The 21,945-nt window shown below is 71.8% G+C and carries 18 protein-coding genes and 1 pseudogene; 8 read left to right on the forward strand and 11 right to left on the reverse strand.

The window, feature by feature from the left end:
* Nucleotides 1–83 precede the first annotated feature (83 nt).
* Both ABZ714_RS25535 and ssd read right to left on the reverse strand, forming a co-directional pair.
* Nucleotides 84–902, reverse strand: a pseudogene (locus ABZ714_RS25535) (TadA family conjugal transfer-associated ATPase); the annotation flags it as partial.
* Nucleotides 899–2,017 carry a septum site-determining protein Ssd gene (gene ssd, locus ABZ714_RS25540; protein ID WP_358827659.1) on the reverse strand — a complete coding sequence of 373 codons (1,119 nt, stop codon included), beginning with the start codon at nt 2,015–2,017 and terminating at the stop codon, nt 899–901. The gene ssd and the pseudogene ABZ714_RS25535, both read right to left, overlap by 4 nt.
* A gap of 466 nt (nt 2,018–2,483) precedes the next feature.
* On the opposite strand from ssd, the gene ABZ714_RS25545 reads away from it, so the two are divergent.
* A complete protein-coding gene (locus tag ABZ714_RS25545) occupies nt 2,484–3,410 on the forward strand; it encodes an HAD-IB family hydrolase (protein WP_358827660.1) in 927 nt (308 codons plus the stop codon).
* Between the two features lie 364 nt (nt 3,411–3,774).
* Here ABZ714_RS25545 and ABZ714_RS25550 read toward each other — a convergent pair whose 3' ends face one another.
* Complete coding sequence (locus ABZ714_RS25550; protein ID WP_358827661.1) at nt 3,775–4,614, reverse strand: oxidoreductase; 840 nt, start codon at nt 4,612–4,614, stop codon at nt 3,775–3,777.
* A gap of 101 nt (nt 4,615–4,715) precedes the next feature.
* Here ABZ714_RS25550 and ABZ714_RS25555 point away from each other — a divergent pair, with 101 nt between their 5' ends.
* The gene (locus ABZ714_RS25555) at nt 4,716–5,711 is read left to right on the forward strand and encodes an ATP-binding protein (RefSeq protein WP_358827662.1); all 996 of its coding nucleotides are present in this window, start codon (nt 4,716–4,718) and stop codon (nt 5,709–5,711) included.
* Here ABZ714_RS25555 and ABZ714_RS25560 read toward each other — a convergent pair.
* Nucleotides 5,689–7,140: a hypothetical protein gene (locus ABZ714_RS25560; protein WP_358827663.1), complete on the reverse strand. Its 1,452-nt coding sequence runs from the start codon at nt 7,138–7,140 to the stop codon at nt 5,689–5,691. The two genes, ABZ714_RS25555 and ABZ714_RS25560, sit on opposite strands and share 23 nt — an antisense overlap.
* Before the next feature lie 859 nt (nt 7,141–7,999).
* Here ABZ714_RS25560 and acs point away from each other — a divergent pair.
* The 5 genes from acs to ABZ714_RS25585 all read left to right on the forward strand — a co-directional run bounded on the left by acs (nt 8,000) and on the right by ABZ714_RS25585 (nt 14,255).
* Nucleotides 8,000–9,955, forward strand: coding sequence for an acetate--CoA ligase (gene acs, locus ABZ714_RS25565; RefSeq protein ID WP_358827664.1), 1,956 nt, complete (start codon nt 8,000–8,002; stop codon nt 9,953–9,955).
* Between the two features lie 463 nt (nt 9,956–10,418).
* On the forward strand, nt 10,419–11,987 hold the full coding sequence (nhaA, locus tag ABZ714_RS25570) for a Na+/H+ antiporter NhaA (protein WP_358827665.1): 1,569 nt from the start codon (nt 10,419–10,421) through the stop codon (nt 11,985–11,987).
* A gap of 83 nt (nt 11,988–12,070) precedes the next feature.
* A complete protein-coding gene (locus ABZ714_RS25575; protein ID WP_358827666.1) occupies nt 12,071–12,538 on the forward strand; it encodes a phage holin family protein in 468 nt (155 codons plus the stop codon).
* A 165-nt stretch (nt 12,539–12,703) separates the two neighbouring features.
* On the forward strand, nt 12,704–13,633 hold the full coding sequence (locus tag ABZ714_RS25580; protein WP_358827667.1) for an alpha/beta hydrolase: 930 nt from the start codon (nt 12,704–12,706) through the stop codon (nt 13,631–13,633).
* A 433-nt stretch (nt 13,634–14,066) separates the two neighbouring features.
* The gene (locus tag ABZ714_RS25585) at nt 14,067–14,255 is read left to right on the forward strand and encodes a hypothetical protein (RefSeq protein ID WP_358827668.1); all 189 of its coding nucleotides are present in this window, start codon (nt 14,067–14,069) and stop codon (nt 14,253–14,255) included.
* Nucleotides 14,256–14,607: 352 nt separating this feature from the next.
* On the opposite strand, the gene ABZ714_RS25590 is transcribed toward ABZ714_RS25585, so the two are convergent.
* The 3 genes from ABZ714_RS25590 to nth form a co-directional block, all read right to left on the reverse strand.
* Nucleotides 14,608–15,807 carry a MarP family serine protease gene (locus ABZ714_RS25590; protein WP_358827707.1) on the reverse strand — a complete coding sequence of 400 codons (1,200 nt, stop codon included), beginning with the start codon at nt 15,805–15,807 and terminating at the stop codon, nt 14,608–14,610.
* A 269-nt stretch (nt 15,808–16,076) separates the two neighbouring features.
* Entirely contained in the window at nt 16,077–16,718 is a 642-nt protein-coding gene (locus ABZ714_RS25595) for a CoA pyrophosphatase (protein WP_358827708.1), read from the reverse strand.
* A 429-nt stretch (nt 16,719–17,147) separates the two neighbouring features.
* Nucleotides 17,148–17,942 (reverse strand): endonuclease III, encoded by a 795-nt coding sequence (gene nth, locus ABZ714_RS25600; RefSeq protein WP_358827709.1) that lies wholly within the window; start codon nt 17,940–17,942, stop codon nt 17,148–17,150.
* Nucleotides 17,943–18,373: 431 nt separating this feature from the next.
* On the opposite strand from nth, the gene ABZ714_RS25605 reads away from it, so the two are divergent.
* On the forward strand, nt 18,374–19,048 hold the full coding sequence (locus ABZ714_RS25605) for a Crp/Fnr family transcriptional regulator (protein ID WP_006347667.1): 675 nt from the start codon (nt 18,374–18,376) through the stop codon (nt 19,046–19,048).
* A 219-nt stretch (nt 19,049–19,267) separates the two neighbouring features.
* Here ABZ714_RS25605 and ABZ714_RS25610 read toward each other — a convergent pair whose 3' ends face one another.
* From ABZ714_RS25610 to ABZ714_RS25625, 4 genes are all read right to left on the reverse strand, one after another.
* Nucleotides 19,268–20,098, reverse strand: coding sequence for an MBL fold metallo-hydrolase (locus ABZ714_RS25610; protein ID WP_358827669.1), 831 nt, complete (start codon nt 20,096–20,098; stop codon nt 19,268–19,270).
* Complete coding sequence (locus ABZ714_RS25615; RefSeq protein WP_358827670.1) at nt 20,095–21,024, reverse strand: NUDIX hydrolase; 930 nt, start codon at nt 21,022–21,024, stop codon at nt 20,095–20,097. The genes ABZ714_RS25610 and ABZ714_RS25615 overlap by 4 nt, the downstream gene beginning before the upstream one ends.
* A 206-nt stretch (nt 21,025–21,230) precedes the next feature.
* Nucleotides 21,231–21,713 (reverse strand): RidA family protein, encoded by a 483-nt coding sequence (locus ABZ714_RS25620; RefSeq protein WP_358827671.1) that lies wholly within the window; start codon nt 21,711–21,713, stop codon nt 21,231–21,233.
* On the reverse strand, nt 21,710–21,871 hold the full coding sequence (locus ABZ714_RS25625) for a DUF4177 domain-containing protein (RefSeq protein WP_358827672.1): 162 nt from the start codon (nt 21,869–21,871) through the stop codon (nt 21,710–21,712). Before ABZ714_RS25625 ends, ABZ714_RS25620 begins: the two co-directional genes overlap by 4 nt.
* Between the last annotated feature and the right edge of the window lie 74 nt (nt 21,872–21,945).

The raw sequence follows: 21,945 nt of genomic DNA on the forward strand, positions 1-21,945 counted from the left end.
AGAGGCGAGAGATCATCGACATGCTTCGCCTCGGCAGAAATGCCCGAAATAGTGCGTAAAAGTATTGGTGCTTAACAGGGGGTAAGCTCGGTCACCTCGGCGCCGCGCACCTCTCCCACGACGAGCCGGTCGGGGCGCATCCGCAGCGCCTGCCGGACCAGATCCCGCAGGGTGACCACGCCCGCGCCCTCCTGGTTGGCGGGCCTCGATTCGAGGCGCACCACATGCGGGTGGTCGGGCCGCAGCTCCGACGAGTCCTCGGCGAGTACGATCCGTTCCCGCTCGCCGACCAGCCCGAGCAGGGTCGACAGCAGGGTCGTCTTGCCCGTCCCCGTACCCCCGCTGATCAGGAACGAGAGCCGGGCGTCGAGCAGCGCCCGGAGGATCCGGTCGCCGCCGGGCGGTACCGTGCCCGCTGCCGTCAGCTCCGCCAGGGAGAAGGCCCGGGGGCGCGCCACCCGCAGCGACAGACAGGTCGAGCCGACGGCGACCGGCGGGATCACCGCGTGCAGCCGGGTCCCGTCGGGCAGCCGGGCGTCCACCCAGGGGCGGGCGTCGTCCAGGCGGCGGCCCGCGACGGCGGCGAGGCGCTGGGCGAGCCGCCGCACGGACGCCGCGTCCGTGAACGTCACCCCGGTCCGTTCGAGCCCCCGGCCCCGGTCGATCCAGACCCGGTCGGGCGCCGACACCAGCACGTCCGTCACGGCGGGGTCGGCCAGCAGCGGCTCCAGCGGTCCGGTGCCCACCAGTTCGCACCGGAGGGACTCCGTCCCGCCGAGGATCTCCGCGTCGCCGAGAAGGGCGCCCTGGGCCCGCAGGGCGGCGGCCACCCGGGCCGGGGTGGGGTCGGCGCCGCTCTCGGCGAGGCGCTGCCGCACCGCGTCCAGCAGTCCGGAGCTCATCCGGTCACCTCCCCGGCGAGGGCGCGGTCCCAGAAGGCGGTACAGAACCGGGCCAGCGGCCCGTCCGTCCCGCCGGGCGGCACGGATGCCTCCCGGCCCGGCGGCGGGCCGGGCTCGCCCGGCAGCTCACCGGCGAGGGGCAGCCCGAGGGCGGCGGCGATCCACTCCTCGTCGAGCCCGGCGGCGTACGGCCCGCGGGCGACGATCCGCAGGTCCTTCAGGGCCGGTCCGACGGCCGCCGCCACCCGGCCGGCCGCGGCGACGGCCCGCGGCTCGCCGGGGACGACCAGCAGTCCGACGTCCAGCTGGGCGAGGGCCTCGGCCGTGCCGTCGTCGAACCGGCGCGGCAGATCGACGACGACGGCGCCCCCGCGCCGCCTGGCCGCGGCGAGGACGGACCGCATGGCCTGCGGCGGTACGGCGACGGACTCGCCCCGGTCCCAGCTGAGCACCCTCAGGCCGTGCAGCTCGGGCAGGGACTCCTCCAGCGCGCCACCGGCGACCCGGCCCTTGGAGTCGACGAAGTCGGGCCAGCGCAGGCCCTCGGCCCGCTCGCCGCCGAGCAGGACGTCGATCCCGCCGCCGAGCGGATCGCCGTCGACCAGCACGGCACGCTCCCCGGCCCGGGCCGCGCGGATCGCGAGCGCACAGGCCAGGGTGGAGGCCCCGGCGCCGCCCCGGCCGCCGACGACCCCGACCGTGAGCGCCTGCCGCCCGGCGCCCTCCACGACATCGGCGATCCGCCCGACCAGCCAGCTCTCGGCGTCCGGCAGCCGCAGGACGGAGTCGGCGCCGATCTCCACCGCCCGCCGCCAGACCGACGGGTCGTCGAACCCGGCGCGGTCCCCGCGGTCCCTGACCACGAGCAGTACCCCGCTCCGGCGCGCCGCGCCCCGGCAGCGGGCCGCCGCGTCCTCCCCGACGAGCACCAGCGGGGCGTCGTCCCAGCCCCCGCCGCGCTCCGGCGTCCCGTGGTGGACTTCGGGCTCGGCCCCGGCGGCGGCGCACAGCCGCAGCAGATCGTCGAGCAGTTCCCCGTCCTCGGTGAGGATCAGGGGCCCCGGACGGCGTCCTTCGGCGGCCGGCCGCCGATGCGATGTATGAGATCCGGCCACGATCTTCCCCCTTGATTGCCGCGATCCCGCAGCGATACGGGATCGGTGATTCCTGAAGCCGCGAACTACGCGGGTGGAATCACGGTCCGGCACACCGGAAAAACGTGTGGATCTTGCTGAAAAACTGTGGACAACTCACCACTTGTGAATAACTCGGTCGCCCATACCGGTGACTCCCCCTACGCACCTCTTCCATCACGGACAGTGACGATGCAGAGTGGTCCCAGGAGCCCGCCGCCGCGGGGGACGAGAGAGAAGGATCGAGGCGGTGGATCTTGCCGTGGCGGGAAAACCCGTCCGGACATGCGACGACCCCCGCCGGGGGGGAGAGCGGGGGTCGCCTCTCCGGCCGACTCGGGGGGGGGGAGGAGCCGGACCGGGTTAGCACGGTCGCGAACGATCCGTGACTTCCATGGTGTACCCGAGAGCCTTCTCAGGCAAACCCACACGCCCGACGGTACGCCGAATGGAGGCCACCTATGCTCAGGGCGTGGAAAACCACTCCTTGCCCCGCACAGCCGCGTTCTTCGACCTGGACAAGACGGTCATTGCGAAGTCTTCGACGCTGACCTTCAGCAAGTCCTTCTACCACGGCGGCCTGATCAACCGCCGGGCCGTACTGCGGACCGCGTATGCCCAGTTCGTTTTTCTCGCGGGCGGCGCCGACCACGACCAGATGGAGCGGATGCGCGAGTATCTCTCCGCCCTCTGCAAGGGCTGGAACGTCCAGCAGGTGAAGGAACTCGTCGCCGAGACCCTTCATGAGCTGATCGACCCGATCATCTATGACGAAGCCGCCTCCCTCATAGAGGAGCACCACACCGCCGGGCGCGATGTCGTCATCGTCTCCACCTCCGGCGCCGAGGTCGTCGAGCCCATCGGCGAGCTGCTGGGCGCCGACCGGGTCGTCGCCACCCGGATGGCCGTCGGCGACGACGGCTGCTTCACCGGAGAAGTGGAGTACTACGCCTACGGCCCGACAAAAGCGGAAGCCATCCGGGAACTGGCGGAGTCCGAGGGATACGACCTCTCGCGCTGCTATGCCTACAGCGATTCCGTCACCGACCTTCCGATGCTGGAGGCCGTCGGCCATCCGTACGCGGTCAATCCCGGCCGGTCCCTCCGCCGGGAGGCCACGGCCCGGGAGTGGCCGATTCTGGTCTTCAACCGGCCGGTACGGCTGAAGCAGCGGCTGCCCGCCCTGTCGATGCCGGCCCGCCCCGCACTGGTCGCCGCGGCGGCGGTGGGCGCGGCGGCGGCGACCGCCGGACTCGTCTGGTACGCCAGCCGCCGCCGGAGCGCGGCCCGTACGGCACTGCTCTCCGGCCCCGGTGCCGCCGCCCGGGCCGCTACCCAGGCCATCGGCGACCCTGACCGTTTCCTCCGTATTTGAAGACAAAAGTAAAGAAGTGCGGCCAGGGGTTCCGCTTCCCATCGCCCTGGAGTACAAAGGATTCAACGGCCCGCGAGACCAAGGACATCCGAAAGGATCACCTGAGAGAACGCAAAAAGGCCCCACGGACCGAGCATGAAAATCGGGCACCCACGCGACGTCGACCCGTCGAATACGGGCCAGCCGCACCAGGCGAAGGGCAGAAGTTCCCCGCCTGATGGGCACATCATCGAGGACGCTTGGTAACCCGGCGGACATGCCAGCGGCGGTACCGGATCCGGTACCGCCGCAACCCTTTTCCGGCGCCGCAACCCTCCCGGTCACCCGGGGGCGGCCCGGTCGGCCCGGTTCCCCGGGCCCGCTGTCAGGCCGCGCCGCGCTGCAGCGCCTCGCAGACGGCGGTCGACTCGCGCACTCCCAGCTCGACCGCCCGCCCGCAGTGGGCGATCCAGGCGCCCAGACCGTCCGGGGTCCCGGAGAGATAGCCCTCCAGCGCCGTCGCGTAGGCGTCCCGGCCCAGCTCCGCGTGGCCGACCTCCGCCGGACAGATCGCCTTCGGGTCCAGTCCGCTGCCGATCAGCACGATCCGCTCCGCCGTCCGGGCCACCAGCCCGTTGTACGAACCGAAGGGGCGCAGCGCCATCAGCTCCCCGTGCACCACGGCCGCGTTCACCAGCGCCGGAGCCGACCCGCCCGCCACGATCAGCCCGGCCAGCCCCTCCAGCCTGCCGTTCACCTCGGCGGCGTCCGGCAGCGGCGCCCGTACCAGCGGCTCATCGGTCCGCTCGCCCGCCAGCCGCGGCCTGCCCACGACGCCGCCGTCCGCCGCGCCCCCGGCGGCGACCAGATGCAGCCGGGCCAGGACCCGCAGCGGCGACTGCCGCCAGACGGAGAGCAGTTGGCCCGCCTCCGCGGAGAGCCGCAGCGCCGCGCCGACCGTCCTCGCCTCGGCGTCCGCCCCGAAGTCCGTCCGCCGGCGGACCTCCTCCAGCGCCCAGTCGGCGCCGGAGAGCGCCGCCGAACCCCGGGCACCGCGGAGCGCGGCCTCCGCCGTCACCTCGATGGCGCGCCGCCGCATGACCCGGTGGCCGTAAGCCCGGTCGACCGCCTTGCGTACGGAGGCCACGGCCTCCGGGACGCCCGGCAGTGCGCCGAGGGCCGCGAGCGGATCGGTCGAGGGGGCGGGCGTGGCGTTCGTCCTCATAGAGGGGAGGCTACGCGCCCCCGGCGTACGTCCCCCCTTGGAGTGGTCTTCTTCACCTGGCTTGACAACAGGGGGCAACCTCGGCACTACCCTAGGTGAACATGAAGATCGCTTTCGTAGGGAAGGGCGGCAGCGGAAAGACGACGCTGTCCTCGCTCTTCATCCGGCAACTGGCCGCGGGCGGGGCTCCCGTCGTCGCGGTGGACGCCGATATCAACCAGCATCTGGGGACGGCCCTCGGACTCGACGAGGCGGAGGCCGCGGCGCTGCCCGCCATGGGCGCCCGGCTGCCGCTGATCAAGGACTACCTCCGGGGTACGAACCCCCGGATCGCCTCCGCGGCCACCATGATCAAGACCACCCCTCCGGGTGAGGGCTCACGGCTGCTGCGCGTCCAGGAGCAGAACCCGGTCTACGACGCCTGCGCCCGCCCGGTCCGGCTGGACGACGCCGAGATCCGGCTGATGGTGACGGGCCCCTTCACCGAATCCGACCTCGGTGTGGCCTGCTACCACTCCAAGGTCGGCGCGGTGGAGCTCTGCCTCAACCATCTCGTGGACGGCCGGGACGAGTACGTCGTGGTCGATATGACCGCGGGCTCGGACTCGTTCGCCTCCGGGATGTTCACCCGGTTCGACATGACGTTCCTGGTCGCCGAGCCGACCCGGAAGGGCGTATCGGTCTACCGGCAGTACAAGGAGTACGCGCGCGACTTCGGCGTCGCCCTCAAGGTGGTCGGCAACAAGGTGCAGGGGGAGGACGATCTGGACTTCCTGCGGTCCGAGGCCGGTGACGATCTGCTGGTCACCGTCGGCCATTCGGACTGGGTCCGGGCGATGGAGAAGGGCCGCCCCCGGCCGTTCGGCCAGCTGGAGGCGGAGAACCGGGCCGCGCTGGAGACCCTGCTGACGACCGCGGCGGAGAGCTACGAGCGGCGCGACTGGGCCCGGTACACCCGCCAGATGGTCCACTTCCATCTCCGGAACGCGGAGAGCTGGGGCAACGCGAAGACGGGCGCCGACCTGGCGGCCCAGGTCGACCCCGCCTTCGTACTGGGGGAGAGCTCCGCGGACGTCAGCGCGCCGCTGCCGGCCTGACCACCGGCGCGACGGCCGGGGCCGCGAGCACCCCACCGGCACCGGACTCCGGCGCTCCGGAACCATCGGCCCCGGAAGCGGAATCCGCGGCTTCGGCTTCCTCGCCGGAGTCCGCCCCGGTCCCCTCGTCCGAACCGGATTCAGTGTCCTCGGCCCGGGCCTCGGTCCCGGGTTCCGCGTCGGCCCCGGGTCCGGCGGGCCTGCCTGCCGGACCCGCCTTCACGCCGCCCAGGAAGGCGGGCCAGCCGGCCTTGGGCGCCTGTCCGACCGGAAGGGTCCGCAGCTCGGCGATCACCTTCGGGTCCTGGGCGTCCAGCCAGTCCGCGAGCTGCTTGAAGGAGACGCACTCGACGTCCTTCTTCACACAGACGGTCGCGATGGTGTCCTCGATGGCCCGCATATACGTGCCACCGTTCCACGACTCGAAGTGGTTGCCGATGATCAGCGGCGCCCGGTTGCCGTTGTAGGCCCGGTCGAACGCCTGGATGAGCCCGTCACGCATCTGGCCGCCCCAGTAGTCGTGCTGCGCCGGGTCGCCCTTGACCGTGCCGGACTGGTTGACCATGAAGTTGTAGTCCATGGAGAGCGTCTCGAAGCCCCGGCCCGGGAACGGCACCATCTGGAGCCCCAGATCCCACACCCCCAGCTCCTTCTCGGGCCAGATCTGGTCGTTGATCCCGCTGGTGTCGTAGCGCAGGCCCAGCTCGCTGGCCGCCTTCACGAAGTTCTTCCGGCCTTCGAGACAGGGCGTACGGCCGCCGACCAGCTCCTTGTCGTAGTCGAAGGGGAGAGACGCCTCGTCCTTCAGTCCGGAGTTCGTACGCCAGTTCTTCACAAAGGACTTGGCCTGGCTGATCTCGCTCTTCCAGTCCTCGACCGACCAGCTGTCGCCGCCTTCGGGCCCGCAGAAGTGGCCGTTGAAGTGGGTGCCGATCTCATTGCCCTCCTGCCAGGCGCCGCGCAGCTCGCGCACGGTGTCCTTGATCCCCGTGAGGTCGTTGAAGCCGATGTCCGAACGACCGGCGGCATGCTTCGGCGGCAGATAGAGGGAAGCTTTCTCCTCGGGCAGCAGATAGACCCCGCTGAGGAAGTACGTCATCGTCATGTCGTATTTCCGGCCGACGGACCGGAAGTGGGAGAAGAGCTTCTGGCTGTCCTCGCCCGCCCCGTCCCAGGAGAAGACCACGAACTGCGGCGGCTTCTGACCGGGCTTCAGCCGCTTGGGCTTGAGCTGCTTCGGCTGGGCCCCGGTGTACGACGTCGAGCCGTCGCCGATCAGCTGTGGCGCGGCCTCGGGCGCGGGCGCCTTCTTCGCGCCGGGCGCGCCCTCCTTCGCGGACGGGTCGCCGGAGAGGGAGCAGCCCGCAAGCCCCGCGATCAGCGCCGTGGCCACCGCGCCGACGGCGGCCCTCTGTGTGGCGGCCTTCATCCGCCCACCCACTTTCGTATGACTTTGTGTTTTTACGACCGGCTTCTACCGGTTCGACAAAGTCACACCGCGACGGCCCGCAGCCGTCGATGACGGGCCGCATTAACCGCATTAATCACTGGAACGGGTGAAAGTCCGCCCCATATGCCCGGACTGTCCCGCCTCGATCTTTACTCTCCATTACGATTAATTTACTGAGAGTTGAGTCTTGTTCCGGAGCCTCCTGACGTAACCCCGCCCCCGCACGCCGTGGCTCACGACCGCGTCCCCCGCGTTCCGCGACCGCGTAGCCCCGGAGGAGACGGGTGTTCATGTCCGCCTGCGCCCCCGTGGCTCGTACCGGCACACCGTCCGACGGCCCTCCCCACCCCCACGGCCCGCCGTCCGAGGCCGCTCCCGGCCCGCCTTCCGGTCCCCCATCCGCCGGACTCCGGGCCGGTGACCTGCCGTCGCGCCGACCCGAAACCGACCCCAAGCCGGCCCGAAGACATGCCGGGCGGGACGGGCGGGCCGGGCGGCTGCCGGGTTGAACCGAAGCCGTGCCGCGTCCGTGCAGGAGGGTGACGGTCCCTCCTTCCCGCCGCCCGGGGAGGAGGGTCCGTCGGATTCGCCCCTGCCCTCCCCCGGCCCCGCCCCGTACCCCCCGGCCCATGACTCGGCACCCGTCCCGACACGCCCATCGCCACCAGCCGTTTCCGGCGGAGGGTGGTGGAGCCCGGCAAGGCCGGGCAAAATCCGGCCCCTCGACCCCACAGGTCTAAACCATTTATCCGAAGGCTCTTGTCACCCGGGCCCGTGGCTGATGAGCTATGGCCCGGGACACACAGCTATTGAGGACGCCCTGGGAAAGGGAGATGTCGTGAGCAACGAGAGCCTGGCCAACCTGCTGCGTGAGGAGAGGCGGTTCGCGCCGCCCGCCGCACTGAGCGCGGACGCCAATGTCACGGCCGATGCCTATGCGCAGGCCGAGGCCGACCGGCTCGGCTTCTGGGCCGAGCAGGCTCGCAGGCTCACCTGGGCCACCGAGCCGACCCAGACGCTGGACTGGAGCAATCCGCCCTTCGCCAAGTGGTTCGCGGACGGCGAGCTGAACGTGGCGTACAACTGCGTCGACCGCCATGTCGAGGCAGGCCACGGCGACCGGGTCGCGATCCACTTCGAGGGCGAGCCCGGCGACAGCCGTACGGTCACCTACGCCCAGCTCAAGGACGAGGTCTCCAAAGCCGCCAACGCCCTGACCGAGCTGGGCGTCGGCAAGGGCGACCGGGTCGCCGTCTATCTGCCGATGATCCCCGAGGCCGCGGTCGCGATGCTGGCCTGCGCCCGGATCGGCGCGGCGCACTCCGTGGTCTTCGGCGGCTTCTCGGCCGACGCGGTGGCCTCCCGGATCCAGGACGCCGACGCCAAGCTGGTCATCACCGCCGACGGCGGCTACCGCCGGGGCAAGCCGAGCGCGCTCAAGCCCGCCATCGACGAGGCCGTGAAGAAGTGCCCGCAGGTCGAGCACGTCCTGGTGGTCCGGCGGACCGGTGAGGACACCGCCTTCACCGAGGGCCGCGACGTGTGGTGGCACGAGATCGTCGACCGCCAGTCCACCGAGCACACCCCCGAGGCGTTCGAGGCAGAGCAGCCGCTGTTCATCCTCTACACCTCCGGCACCACCGGGAAGCCGAAGGGCATCCTGCACACCTCCGGCGGCTACCTCACCCAGGCGGCCTACACCCACCACGCCGTCTTCGACCTCAAGCCGGAGACCGACGTCTACTGGTGTACGGCCGACATCGGCTGGGTCACCGGCCACTCGTACATCGTCTACGGCCCGCTGGCCAACGGCGCGACCCAGGTGATGTACGAAGGCACGCCCGACACCCCGCACCAGGGGCGGTTCTGGGAGATCGTCCAGAAGTACGGCGTCACCATCCTCTACACCGCGCCGACCGCGATCCGGACGTTCATGAAGTGGGGCGACGACATCCCCGCCAAGTTCGATCTGTCGAGCCTGCGGGTCCTCGGCTCGGTCGGCGAGCCGATCAACCCCGAGGCGTGGATCTGGTACCGGGAGCACATCGGCGGCGGCCGGGCGCCCATCGTGGACACCTGGTGGCAGACCGAGACCGGCGCCATGATGATCTCGCCGCTGCCGGGGGTCACCGAGACCAAGCCCGGCTCCGCGCAGCGCCCGCTGCCCGGTATCTCCGCGACCGTCGTCGACGACGAGGCGAACGAGGTGCCGAACGGCGGGGGCGGCTATCTGGTGCTCACCGAGCCGTGGCCGTCGATGCTCCGCACCATCTGGGGCGACGACCAGCGCTTCATCGACACCTACTGGTCGCGTTTCGAGGGCAAGTACTTCGCGGGCGACGGGGCGAAGAAGGACGACGACGGGGACATCTGGCTGCTCGGCCGGGTCGACGACGTCATGCTGGTCTCCGGTCACAACATCTCCACCACCGAGGTCGAATCGGCCCTGGTCTCCCACCCCAAGGTCGCCGAAGCGGCGGTCGTGGGCGCCGCGGACGAGACGACGGGACAGGCCATCGTGGCCTTCGTGATCCTGCGGGGGTCGGCCTCCGAGGACGACGACCTGGTCGCCGAGCTGCGTAACCATGTCGGCGCGACCCTGGGCCCGATCGCCAAGCCCAAGCGGGTCCTGCCGGTCGCGGAGCTGCCGAAGACCCGCTCCGGCAAGATCATGCGCCGGCTGCTCCGCGATGTCGCCGAGAACCGTCAGCTCGGCGATGTCACCACCCTCACCGACTCCTCGGTGATGGATCTGATCCAGACGAAGCTGCCGAGCGCGTCCGCCGAGGACTGAGCGGCGGGCCGCCGGCCTTCGGCGCCCCGCGTACGCGATACGGGCGGTGGCCCGCACCCCTTCGCCGGGGTGCGGGCCACCGCCCGTTCGGTTCGGCCCCGCGTTCGCCTTCGACCCCCCGTTCGGTTCCGGCCACCGCTCGTTCGGTTCCGGACGCCGCCCGGGGGTCACGGGGGTCACGGGGGGCGCCGGGAAGCGGCCGCGGCCGGGGAGACGTACCGCCGTGGACCGTACGACCGCTCCGCCCGAATCATCCGCACAACCCCTCCGACATGCGAAAACTCCCTTAAGCCCTAGAGTGGGAGGACGCCGGATCCCCCCTCGCGCACCTCGGGGCACAGCTCGCGTACCTTGGGTAAAGTAAGGAAAGCGTCAAGGACGCAACAAGAAACCTCAGGTGCGCCGGGAAGTCTGGTCGGCATGTGCTTCGCCCTGCCCGACCGACCACCGGAGGTCTGCCCCGATGCCCGCGCCCACCCCCACGCCCACCCCCCGTAAGTTCCTCGGACGTCTCTCCCTGCCCGAGCGCACCTTCGTGGTGGACGCCCTGCGGACCGAGACCGTCGGCGGCGTACTGCTGCTGGTGGCCGCCGTCGCCGCACTGATCTGGGCCAATACCCCCCTGGCCGACAGCTATGAGTCCGTACGCGGCTTCCACATAGGCCCGGAGTCCCTCGGCCTGGATCTGTCGATCCAGCACTGGGCCGCCGACGGACTCCTCGCGATCTTCTTCTTCGTCGCCGGTATCGAGCTGAAACGCGAACTCGTCGCCGGTGAGCTGCGCGACCCCAAGGCCGCCGCGCTCCCCGTGATCGCCGCGATCTGCGGTATGGCGATCCCGGCCCTCGTCTACTTCGTCACCGTCACCGCGGGCGGCGGCTCCACCAAGGGCTGGGCCGTCCCCACCGCCACGGACATCGCCTTCGCCCTCGCCGTACTCGCCGTCATCGGCACCTCGTTGCCGTCGGCCCTGCGCGCCTTCCTGCTCACCCTCGCCGTCGTCGACGACCTCTTCGCGATCATCATCATCGCGATCTTCTTCACCAGCGATCTGGACTTCGCCGCCCTCGCCGGATCCGCGATCGGTCTCGCGGTCTTCTGGCTGCTGCTCCGCAAGGGGATCCGCGGCTGGTACGTCTACGTACCCCTGGCCCTGGTGATCTGGGGGCTGATGTACAACAGCGGCGTCCACGCCACCATCGCGGGCGTCGCCATGGGCCTGATGCTCCGCTGCCACCGCCGGGAGGGCGAGGAGCACTCCCCCGGCGAGCACATCGAGCATCTGGTGCGCCCGGTCTCGGCCGGTCTCGCCGTCCCCCTGTTCGCCCTGTTCTCGGCCGGGGTGATGCTCTCCGGCGGGGCGGTCGGGAAGGTCTTCACCGAGCCGGAGACCCTGGGTGTGGTCCTCGGTCTGGTGCTCGGCAAGGCCCTCGGCGTCTTCGGCGGCACCTGGCTGGCGGCCCGCTTCACCCGGGCCGAGCTGAACGAGGACCTGGCCTGGCCGGACGTCTTCGCGGTGGCCACCCTCGCGGGCATCGGGTTCACGGTCTCCCTGCTCATCGGTGAACTCGCCTTCGCGGGCGACCCGGCCCTGACGGACTCGGTCAAGGCGGCCGTACTGGTCGGGTCGCTGATCGCCGCCGTGTTCGCGGCCGTGCTGCTGAAGCTGCGGGTCCGCAAGTACAGGGAGCTGTACGAGGCCGAGGAGCGCGACGAGGACGAGGACGGCATCCCGGACGTCTACGAGCTGGAGAACCCGGAGTACCACCTGCGGATGGCGGAGATCCACGAGCGGAAGGCGGCCGAGCACCGGCGGCTGGCCCGGGTCGCGGCGGCCGGATCCGAGCCGGGCCCCGTACCTGCCTCCGGGCCGGATTCCGGGCCGGTCCCGCCCGTCGGCGATGGTGTCGCCGCGCCCGCGCCGGGTACGCGTACCGACATTCGTACCGACGCCGGAACCGGGATCGGCACCGGTACGGAACGGGAGCCGGGCGACGGCACCGCACCCGGACCCGGGGGCGTCGCGCGCTGACGACGGTGGTCCGGCATGATCTGATGACGGACTCCGGACCGACCGGACTCCGGCACACACGGGAAGCACAAGAGGGAGCAGCGATGAGCGACCCCGGCAGCGGCGCCGAACGCAGTATCGGTCAGCTGGTCGCATCGGCGACCGCGGAGATGTCGGCGCTGGTGCACGACGAGATCGCGCTGGCCAAGGCGGAACTGCGGCAGGACGTGAAGCGCGGCGCCACCGGTGCGATCGCCTTTGTCGTCGCCGGTGTGTTCCTGCTGTTCTCACTCCCCGTCTTCAGCTTCGCGGCGGCGTACGGCATCCACAATCTGGGGCTCGGCCTGGCCTGGTCGTTCCTGATCGTGGGCGGGGCGTACGTCGTCCTCGCCGCCCTGCTGTCGCTGCTGGCGATCGCCAAGTTCAAGAAGGTCAAGCCGCCGGAGAAGTCGATCGCCTCGGCCAAGCAGACGGCCGCCGTCCTCCAGAACGTCAAGCCGCATCCGCGGCTGGAGAAGGGGCGGGTGCCGGAGCTCTCGGCGGCGGCGCGGCAGGCGCTCACCGAACGCTGACGGAGCCGGAGCCGGGGCCGCCCGGGCCGGGCCGTACCGCTGCCGGACTGTGCCGAACCATACTGTGCCGTGCCGTCCGCGCCCGGCCCGTCGTCGCGTGCTGTCCGCCGTTCGGGTGACGGGTGCGGGCGGCACCGGGTCCGCCGGTGTGGCACGCTCATGAGCATGACGGCCCCTGAATCCGGTTCCGGCAGCCCCGTACGCGTCGACGGTCCCTGGACCCACCGCGATGTGGCGGCCAACGGTGCCCGCTTCCATATCGCCGAGATGGGCGATGGTCCGCTGGTACTGCTGCTGCACGGGTTCCCGCAGTTCTGGTGGACCTGGCGGCATCAGCTCCCGGCGCTCGCCGACGCCGGTTTCCGGGCGGTGGCGATGGATCTGCGGGGCGTGGGCGGCAGCGACCGTACGCCCCGGGGCTACGACCCCGCCAACCTCGCCCTCGACATCACCGGTGTGGTGCGGTCGCTCGGCGAGCCGGACGCGGCGCTGGTCGGCCACGACCTGGGCGGCTATCTGGCGTGGACGGCGGCGGTGATGCGGCCGAAGCTGGTCCGCAGGCTCGCGGTCTGCTCGATGCCGCACCCCCGGCGGTGGCGTTCGGCGATGCTCTCCGACTTCGCGCAGACCCGCGCCGGTTCGTACGTCTGGGGCTTCCAGCGCCCCTGGATCCCGGAGCGCCGGCTGGTCGCGGACGAGGGGGCGCTGGTGGGCGAGTTGCTCACCGACTGGTCGGGGCCGAAGCCGCCGGACGAGATCGTGCTGGACACCTACCGCCGGGCGATGCTGATCCCGTCGACCGCGCACTGTTCGATCGAGCCGTACCGCTGGATGGTGCGGTCGCTGGCCCGGCCGGACGGCATCCAGTTCAACCGGCGGATGAAGCGGCCGGTCCGGGTGCCGACCCTCCATCTGCACGGATCGCTGGACCCGGCGATGCGGACCCGCAGTGCGGCGGGTTCCGGCCAGTACGTGGAGGCGCCGTACCGCTGGCGGCTCTTCGACGGGCTGGGGCACTTTCCGCACGAGGAGGACCCCGTGGCCTTCTCCACCGAGCTGATCGGCTGGTTGCGGGACCCGGAACCGGACCGCTAGTGCTGTGGCCGGAAGGGTTTGCCGGGGCCCGCGGCGTCAGGTGCGGTGCGTCGCGAGGCGGAGGTCCACGGCTCGTACTGGACGTACTCGCGTGGTCCGGCAACGCGGCGCGGGGGAACTGCCCGGGCCGCCAGGCCCAGGGGGAGCGCCGTGCGGGGCGTCGCGGACCGGTGAACCCTTCCGGTCACAGCACCAGTTCCTCTTCCGGATCCTGCCGGGGCTCTACGGGCCCGGCCGCACGGCCGCCCAGAACAGGCCCAGAACGGGCCCGGAACAGGCCCCGGAATCGGACCCGGACGGCCCGGCGGGAACCTTTCTCCGGAGAGCGCCGCACCGAACCGGGGGCGTACGGCGGACGACACGCCCCGGACGGCGACCAATTGGCCGCCCCGGGCACGGTTACCGACCTTGGGGCCCGGGCAGACGTCCCGGTATGGGCTGGACGTACGACTATGGCGACGTGACGCGCGACCGTCGCCCGGCCGGTGGGCCGGGCTCCCCCGACAGTGATGGCCCAAGGGGCCGGGGACACGGCCGCTCCCCACAGGACATCGGCATTCCCCGGATCCTGCGGCGCCGGGCCCGCTGGATGTCCGCCCGGCTGCGGCATACCCGCAGCTGAACTTCCCGGCTGACATCCGCGGTACGTCCGCGGCCGATCCTCGTGGCATGTCCGCGGCCGACAACCGCGGCCCGCCCGCGAGCGGCGAACCGCCCCTGGCGCCCGCGGCATTCCCCGGCCGGCTCTCCCCGGTGTGTCGGCCGGCTCTTTCCGCCGATGCCTGCTGCCTGCTCCCTATGGCGTGTGGACTGTTGCGGCACCCGGGGCGAGGCGGCGCGGTACGCCCTCGGCATGCCCACGCCTGCCCGCGCCCGCGCGGCTGCCCGTACCGGCGCCTGCGCCCGTACTCGCGGCCGGACATCCCCGTTCCCGGCCCCGGGAACGGGCCGGGAACGGGCCGGGAACGGGTCCGTCAGAGCGCGCAGCCGTCCGTGTCGACCTGCTGATCGGCCGCCAGACCGGCCTTGATGTCATCGGCGATCTCGTCCACGGTCAGCGCGTAACCGGTGTTCTTGTCGTCGAGCGAGCGGGCGAAGATGACGCCGTACACCTCGCCTTCGGGAGTGAGCAGCGGCCCGCCGGAGTTGCCCTGTCGGACCGTCGCGTAGAGCGAGTACACATCGCGGTGGACCGTGCCACGGCGGTAGATATCGGGCCCGTCGGCGTCGATCCGGCCCCGGACCCGGGCCGAGCGGACGTCGTATCCGCCGTTCTCCGGGAACCCCGCGACGATCGCGCTGTCCCCGCTGCGGGCGTCGGTGTCGGCGAACCGCAGTGGCTCGGCGCCGAGCCGGGGCACGTCCAGGACAGCGATGTCACGCCGCCAGTCGTAGAGGACGACCTTGGCGTCGTAGAGCTTGCCCTCGCCGCCGATCTGTACGGTCGGCTCGTCGACCCCGCCCACGACATGGGCGTTGGTCATCACCCGCCGCTCGCCGAAGACGAAGCCGGTGCCTTCGAGGACCTTGCCGCAGCTGTTCGCGGTGCCGACGACCTTGACGATGGACTTCTTCGCGCGGGCCACGACCGGGCTGCCGACGAGCGCCTGGTCCGGCGGGCTGACTTCCTTGATGGGCTCGTTCGAGAACGGGCTGAAGACCTGCGGGAAGCCGTTCTGCGCGAGGACGCCGGAGAAGTCGTCGAAGAGGACGGACGCCTGTTCGGGCATCACCTGGGAGACCCCGAGCAGCACCTTCGAGCTGCGGACCTCCTTGCCGAGGGTCGGCAGGGTGGTCCCCGCGAGCGCCGAGCCGATCAGCCAGGCGACCAGCAGCATGGCGACCACATTGACCAGCGCGCCGCCCGTGGCGTCCAGGGCGCGGGCGGGCGTCCAGGTGATGTGGCGGCGCAGTTTGCCGCCGAGATGGGTGGTGAACGCCTGGCCCACGGAGGCGCAGACGATCACGACGACCACGAAGACCACGATCGCGGTGGTGGACACCTCGGATTCGTTCGTCAGCTCGTCCCAGAGCACGGGGAGGGCGTAGACGGCGAGCAGGCCGCCGCCCAGGAAGCCGATCACGGAGAGGACGCCGACGACGAAACCTTGCCGATAGCCGACGACCGCGAACCATACGGCCGCGACCATCAACAGGATGTCCAGCACGTTCACCGTCATTTGCCTCGCAGTCGCTAGTCGCTGGTCGCCGGTCGCGGATCGCGGGTCACCGGCGGTTCACCGGCGGCTCTTCCGCCACCGGTGGCGGGTCGCCGGTCGCGATCCCGGCTTCGGCCCGCCGTACGGCCGCCGCGAACAGCCGTCCGGCGGTTCGCGGCCCTCGGAGGGCCGGGGGTCAATAGGGGGCGGTGGAGTCGTCGTCGGAGGTAGGGGCGGGTCCGGAGGTACGGAGGGTGCCATACGGGAACGCGGGGTTCAGCCTGTCATGACCGCCAGTCGAGGGGGACCCGCCGGGTCCGGTCCCACGGCCGTTCCCAGCCCGCGAAGTGCAGGATCCGGTCGATCACTCCGGCGGTGAATCCCCAGACCAGGGCGGATTCGACCAGGAACGCCGGGCCCTGATGGCCGCTCGGGTGAACCGCTATGGCCCGGTTGGCGGGGTCCGTGAGATCCGCCACGGGCACGGTGAAGACCCGGGCCGTCTCGGCGAGGTCGACCGCGTCGACCGGGCTCGGCTCCCGCCACCAGCCGAGAACGGGGGTGACGACGAAATCGCTCACCGGGATGTAGAGCCGGGGCAGGGCACCGAGGACCTGGACTCCGGCGGGTTCGAGACCGGTCTCCTCCTCGGCCTCCCGCAAGGCGGCCCGCAGCGGTCCCGTGGTCTCGGGGTCGCCGTCCTCGGGGTCGAGGGCGCCGCCGGGGAAGGAGGGCTGTCCGGCATGGCTGCGCAGTCCGCCCGCGCGCTCCATCAGCAGCAGTTCGGGGCCGTCGGCGCCGTCGCCGAAGAGGACGAGGACGGCGGCGGGTCTGCCGTGGCCGCCCGCGGGCGGGAGAAAGCTGCTGAGCTGGCGGCCCTGGACCGTGTCGAGCAGCCGGGCGACGGGGGCGAGCCAGCCGGGCAGTCCGGCCGTGGAGACCGCGACCGCGCCGCCCCGGCCGTCCTCCCCGTCCGCCGTACTTCCTCCGGCTCCACCGGCCGCACCGGATGCGCCGGCCGCACCGTTGGCACCGGCCTCACCCAGCGCGCCTGACGAGCCGTTGACGCCGCTCATGCCGTGGACGCCATGGACACCGTTCGTGCCGTTCGTGCCGTTCGTACGGTCGCCCCCGCCCCCGCGGCTGCTGATGTGTCCGCCGGGCCCGGTGGCGGAGCCGCCGCCCGCGCGCCCGCGACCGTACGAGCCCCCGGCCTCTTCCTGCACCTCGGCCTCACCGCCCCCGCTGGTCGTCGTGTCCTGTGCGCGCATGAATACCCCCTTGAGCACCCCTTCCTCACAACGCGCCCGGGCGGGCCGATCGTTCCGCCCGTCCCCCGGCCCGCTCCGCGGGGCTCACTCCGCCGCCCGGGTCTTCCCGGCGGGCGCGTCCGCCCCGGCGCGTCCGGCGGCCGCCAGTGGTGGGGCCGGGGTTCCGGGGTAGTCGGCGGGCGGGTTGAGCCGCTGGCCGGGCTGGCCTCCCAGCTCGTACTTCAGCAGCTTCCGCGCCTTCTCGGGATCGGTCTCGCCCTCGCCGTACGAGGGGCAGAGATGGGTGATCGGGCAGGCGCCGCAGGCCGGTTTGCGGGCATGGCAGATCCGGCGGCCGTGGAAGATCACCCGGTGGGAGAGCATGGTCCACTCGGACTTCGGGAAGATCTCGGCGATCTCGGCCTCGACCTTCTCCGGGTCCTCCTGTTCGGTCCACTTCCAGCGCCGGACGAGCCGTCCGAAGTGGGTGTCGACGGTGATTCCGGGGACCCCGAAGGCATTGCCGAGAACGACGAAGGCGGTCTTCCTGCCGACGCCCGGCAGCTTCACCAGATCGTCGAGGCGGCCGGGGACCTCACCGCCGAAGTCGTCCCGGAGCGCGGCGGAGAGCCCGAGGAGCGAGCGGGCCTTGGCCCGGAAGAAGCCGGTGGGGCGGATGATCGCCTCCAACTCCTCGGGCACGGCCGCGGCCAGCTCCTCCGGCGTCGGATAGGCCGCGAAGAGAGCCGGAGTGGTCTGGTTGACCCGCAGGTCGGTGGTCTGGGCCGAGAGCACCGTCGCGACCAGCAGCTCGAACGGATTACGGAAGTCCAGTTCGGGATGGGCGTACGGGTAGACCTCGGCCAGCTCACGGTTGATCCGGCGGGCCCGGCGGACCATGGCCAGCCGGGATTCGGGCTTCGCAGCGCCGTTCCGGGCCTTCCGCACCGTCGACCCTCTGCCCTGCTTTGCGGCATTTCGGGTATCGATGGGAGCTTGTTCGCCCATAGCGGAATTTTGCTTTCCGGACACTCTTCCGGCCCCCTTGGCCTGGGCGCTCACCGGCGAATTGGACACCCGGCCAGCCTACGGCCACCGCACCCGTCCGCCCCGGCCAACCGGTGATCCGGACCCAATCGGGCCCCTGGAGCACGAACAGGTGCTCCAGTGAGTCAAACTTGTTGTGATTGATCGCACGAATATTTACTTGCCAGGTCCGCCGCGGGGAAGCTGTCCTACGCGTCCCGCCCGCGGTGTCCCCCGGACGGGCACGGTGCGGTCCGGCATCATGGGGGCCACGGTCCCTGAGCAGGTCGACAAGGAGAGAACTCGTGGACGACGTTCTGCGGCGCGCCCCGCTCTTCGCGGCGCTCGATGACGAGCAGGCGGCGGAGCTGCGCGGCTCGATGAGTGAGGTGACGCTCGCCAGGGGTGACGCGCTCTTTCACGAGGGCGACCCCGGTGACCGCCTCTACGTGGTCACCGAGGGCAAGGTCAAACTCCACCGCACATCCCCCGACGGACGCGAGAACATGCTCGCCGTCCTCGGCCCCGGTGAGCTGATCGGCGAGCTGTCCCTGTTCGACCCGGGCCCGCGGACCGCCACGGCGACCGCCCTGACCGAGGTGAAGCTGCTGGGCCTGGGCCACGGCGACCTCCAGCCCTGGCTGAACGCCCGGCCCGAAGTTGCGTCGGCGCTGCTGCGCGCCGTCGCCCGCCGACTGCGCAAGACCAATGACCAGATGTCCGACCTGGTCTTCTCCGACGTGCCGGGCCGGGTGGCCCGGGCGCTCCTCGATCTGTCGCGCCGCTTCGGCGTCCAGTCGGACGAGGGCATCCATGTCGTCCACGATCTGACCCAGGAGGAGCTGGCCCAGCTGGTCGGCGCCTCCCGCGAGACCGTGAACAAGGCGCTGGCGGACTTCGCCCAGCGCGGCTGGCTGAGGCTGGAGGCGCGAGCGGTCATCCTGCTCGACGTCGAGCGGCTGGCGAAGCGCTCCCGCTGAGCCCGCCCGAACCGTCCGTTCCCGGGGCCGCACCGGCCCCGGGAACACCGTGAAGGGGCGCCCCGGCAGCCGGGGCGCCCCTTCACGCGTACGTACCGCCCCGCCCGGCGCCGTAGCGGCGCTCCAGGGGCCGTACGCGCCCGTACGCCCGGCCTCCCCCGGCCGAACCGCCCGTACCCGCCGGTAGGGCCTGTACGCGCCCGTACGCGCCGCCTGCGGTCAGATCAGCCCGTGGTCCCGCAGATACTCCAGCTGAGCCCGTACGGACAGCTCGGCGGCGGGCCACAGGGACCGGTCCACATCGGCGTAGACCGCCGCCACCACCTCCGGGGCCCTCCGGTGGCCGTTCTCGACGGCCGTCTCGACCTGGGCGAGCCGATGGGCGCGATGGGCCAGATAGAACTCGACCGCGCCCTGGGCGTCGTCCAGTACGGGCCCGTGACCGGGCAGAACGGTCCGTACGCCGTCGTCGACGGTGAGGGACCGCAGCCGTCGCAGGGAGTCCAGATAGTCGCCCAGCCGCCCGTCGGGATGAGCCACCATCGTGGTGCCCCGGCCCAGCACGGTGTCGCCGGTCAGCACGGCGGCGTCCGCGGGCAGATGGAAGCAGAGGGAGTCGGAGGTGTGTCCGGGCGTGGGCACGACCCTCAGCTCCAGCCCTCCGATGTCGATCACATCGCCCGTGCCGAGACCCTCGTCGCCGAGTCGGAGCGCCGGGTCCAGCGCGCGGACATGCGTCCCGGTCAGCTCGGCGAAGCGGGCGGCGCCTTCGGCGTGGTCGGCATGGCCGTGCGTGAGCAGGGTGAGGGCGATCCGCTGCCCCGCGCGCTCGGCGGTGTCGATCACCCGCCGGAGATGGCCTTCGTCGAGCGGTCCCGGATCGACGACCACGGCGAGCCCGGAGCCGGGTTCGGAGAGGAGCCAGGTATTGGTGCCGTCGAGGGTCATCGCGGACGGGTTGGGCGCGAGGACGTTCACGGCCCGGGCGGTGGCCGCCCCGGAGAGCACTCCGCCCCGCGGCCGGCCCGGCAGCGCCTTAGCGTCGGTCATCGCGGTCCTCCCGCCGGAACGCGCCGGGTGAACTCCTCATGGCCCGGCCAGCTCAGCACGACCGCGCCGTTCTCGTAGCGGGCCTTCGCGAGGACCGGGGCGAGGTCCCGCCCGGCCGCGGCGGCGACCGCGTCGGCGGAGGCGGCGTACGGTACGAGATCGCGCAGGGTCGAGATGGTCGGCGGCATCATCAGCAGCTCGCCCCGGTCGTATCCGGCGGCGGCGTCGGCAGGGGTGATCCAGACCGTACGGTCCGCCTCGGTGGAGGCGTTACGGGTCTGCTGCCCGGCCGGGAGCGCGGCGACGAAGAACCAGGTGTCGTAGCGGCGGGCCTCGAACTCCGGGGTGATCCAGCGGGCCCAGGCCCCCAGCAGATCGGAGCGCAGCACCAGTCCACGCCGGTCGAGGAAGTCGGCGAAGGCGAGTTCGCGGTCGACCAGGGCCTGTCGGTCGGCCTCCCAGCCGCCGTCGTCCGGCTCACCGTCCGATCCGGCGGACCCGGCCGCCGCCACCTCAGTGGGATCCGTCCGGTCGCCGCCCACCGCGCCCAGGACCGTATCGGCGGTACGGCCGGCCAGCAGCACCCCCGACTCCTCGAAGGTCTCCCGGACGGCGGCACACACCACGGCCTGTGCGGTGGCCTCGTCCGTACCCAGCCGTACGGCCCATTCGGCGACCGAGGGCCCCGCCCAGCGGACCGGCCGGGAGTCCCGGGCGTCGACTCCACCACCGGGATAGGCATAGGCACCACCGGCGAAGGCCATGGAGGCACGGCGGCGCAGCATATGAACGGCGGGGCCGTCCGGGGTGTCGCGCAGCAGCATCACCGTCGCCGCCCGCCTCGGCTCGACGGGGACGATCTCACCGGCCGCGAGTGCGCGAATCCGGTCGGGCCACTCCGGGGGGTACCACTGACCATCGGGCATGGCCGGATGCTATGCGGAACCGGTGCGATGTTCGAGAGGGACCGGGACGGGCCGGGCCCGTTTCACGTGGAACGAAGATGGCCGCTACACCGGCCGGTCGTCGGCCGGGTTCGGGGCCCTGGGGCCCGGAGGAGAGGCCCGGGAGAAGGGCCGGGGGGCCGAGCCGTACGCCTGCTGTCCCGTACGGCTCCCGTCCCGCTCGCCGGTTACTCCCGTACCAGCTCGATCTGGAACTCGACCTCGACCGGCGCGTCGAGCGGCAGCACCGCGACGCCGACCGCGCTCCGGGCGTGGACGCCCTTCTCGCCGAGGACCTCGCCCAGCAGCTCGCTCGCGCCGTTGATCACGGCGGGCTGGCCGGTGAAGTCGCTCGCCGACGCGACGAAGCCGACGACCTTCACCACCCGGGCGATCCGGTCCAGATCGCCGACGACCGACTTCACGGCGGCCAGACCGTTGAGCGCGCAGGTCCGCGCCAGCTCCTTGGCCTCCTCGGCGGTGACCTCGGCCCCCACCTTGCCGGTGATCGGCAGCTTGCCCTCCACCATCGGGAGCTGGCCCGCGGTGTAGACGTAACCGCCCGAGACGACGGCGGGCTGGTACGCGGCGATCGGCGGTACGACCTCCGGCAGGGTCAGCCCCAGCTCGGCGAGCCGGGCCTCGACCACCCCGGCACCGGCCGTGGTCACGCCGACTTCTCCCGCTTCAGGTAGGCCACCAGCTGCTCCGGGTTCGGGCCGGGCACGACCTGGACGAGCTCCCACCCGTCTTCGCCCCAGGTGTCGAGGATCTGCTTGGTCGCGTGCACGAGGAGGGGCACGGTGGAGTATTCCCACTTCTTGGTCATGGGCCCGACTGTAGCCGCCCGGGCCGGCGCCCAGGATCCCGCCCGCCTTCGAACCCGGCGGCCCCGGCCGCACC

Origin of the sequence: Streptomyces sp. NPDC006798 (genome assembly GCF_040635975.1) — a bacterium.
In the GTDB taxonomy this organism is placed as follows: Bacteria; Actinomycetota; Actinomycetes; order Streptomycetales; family Streptomycetaceae; genus Streptomyces.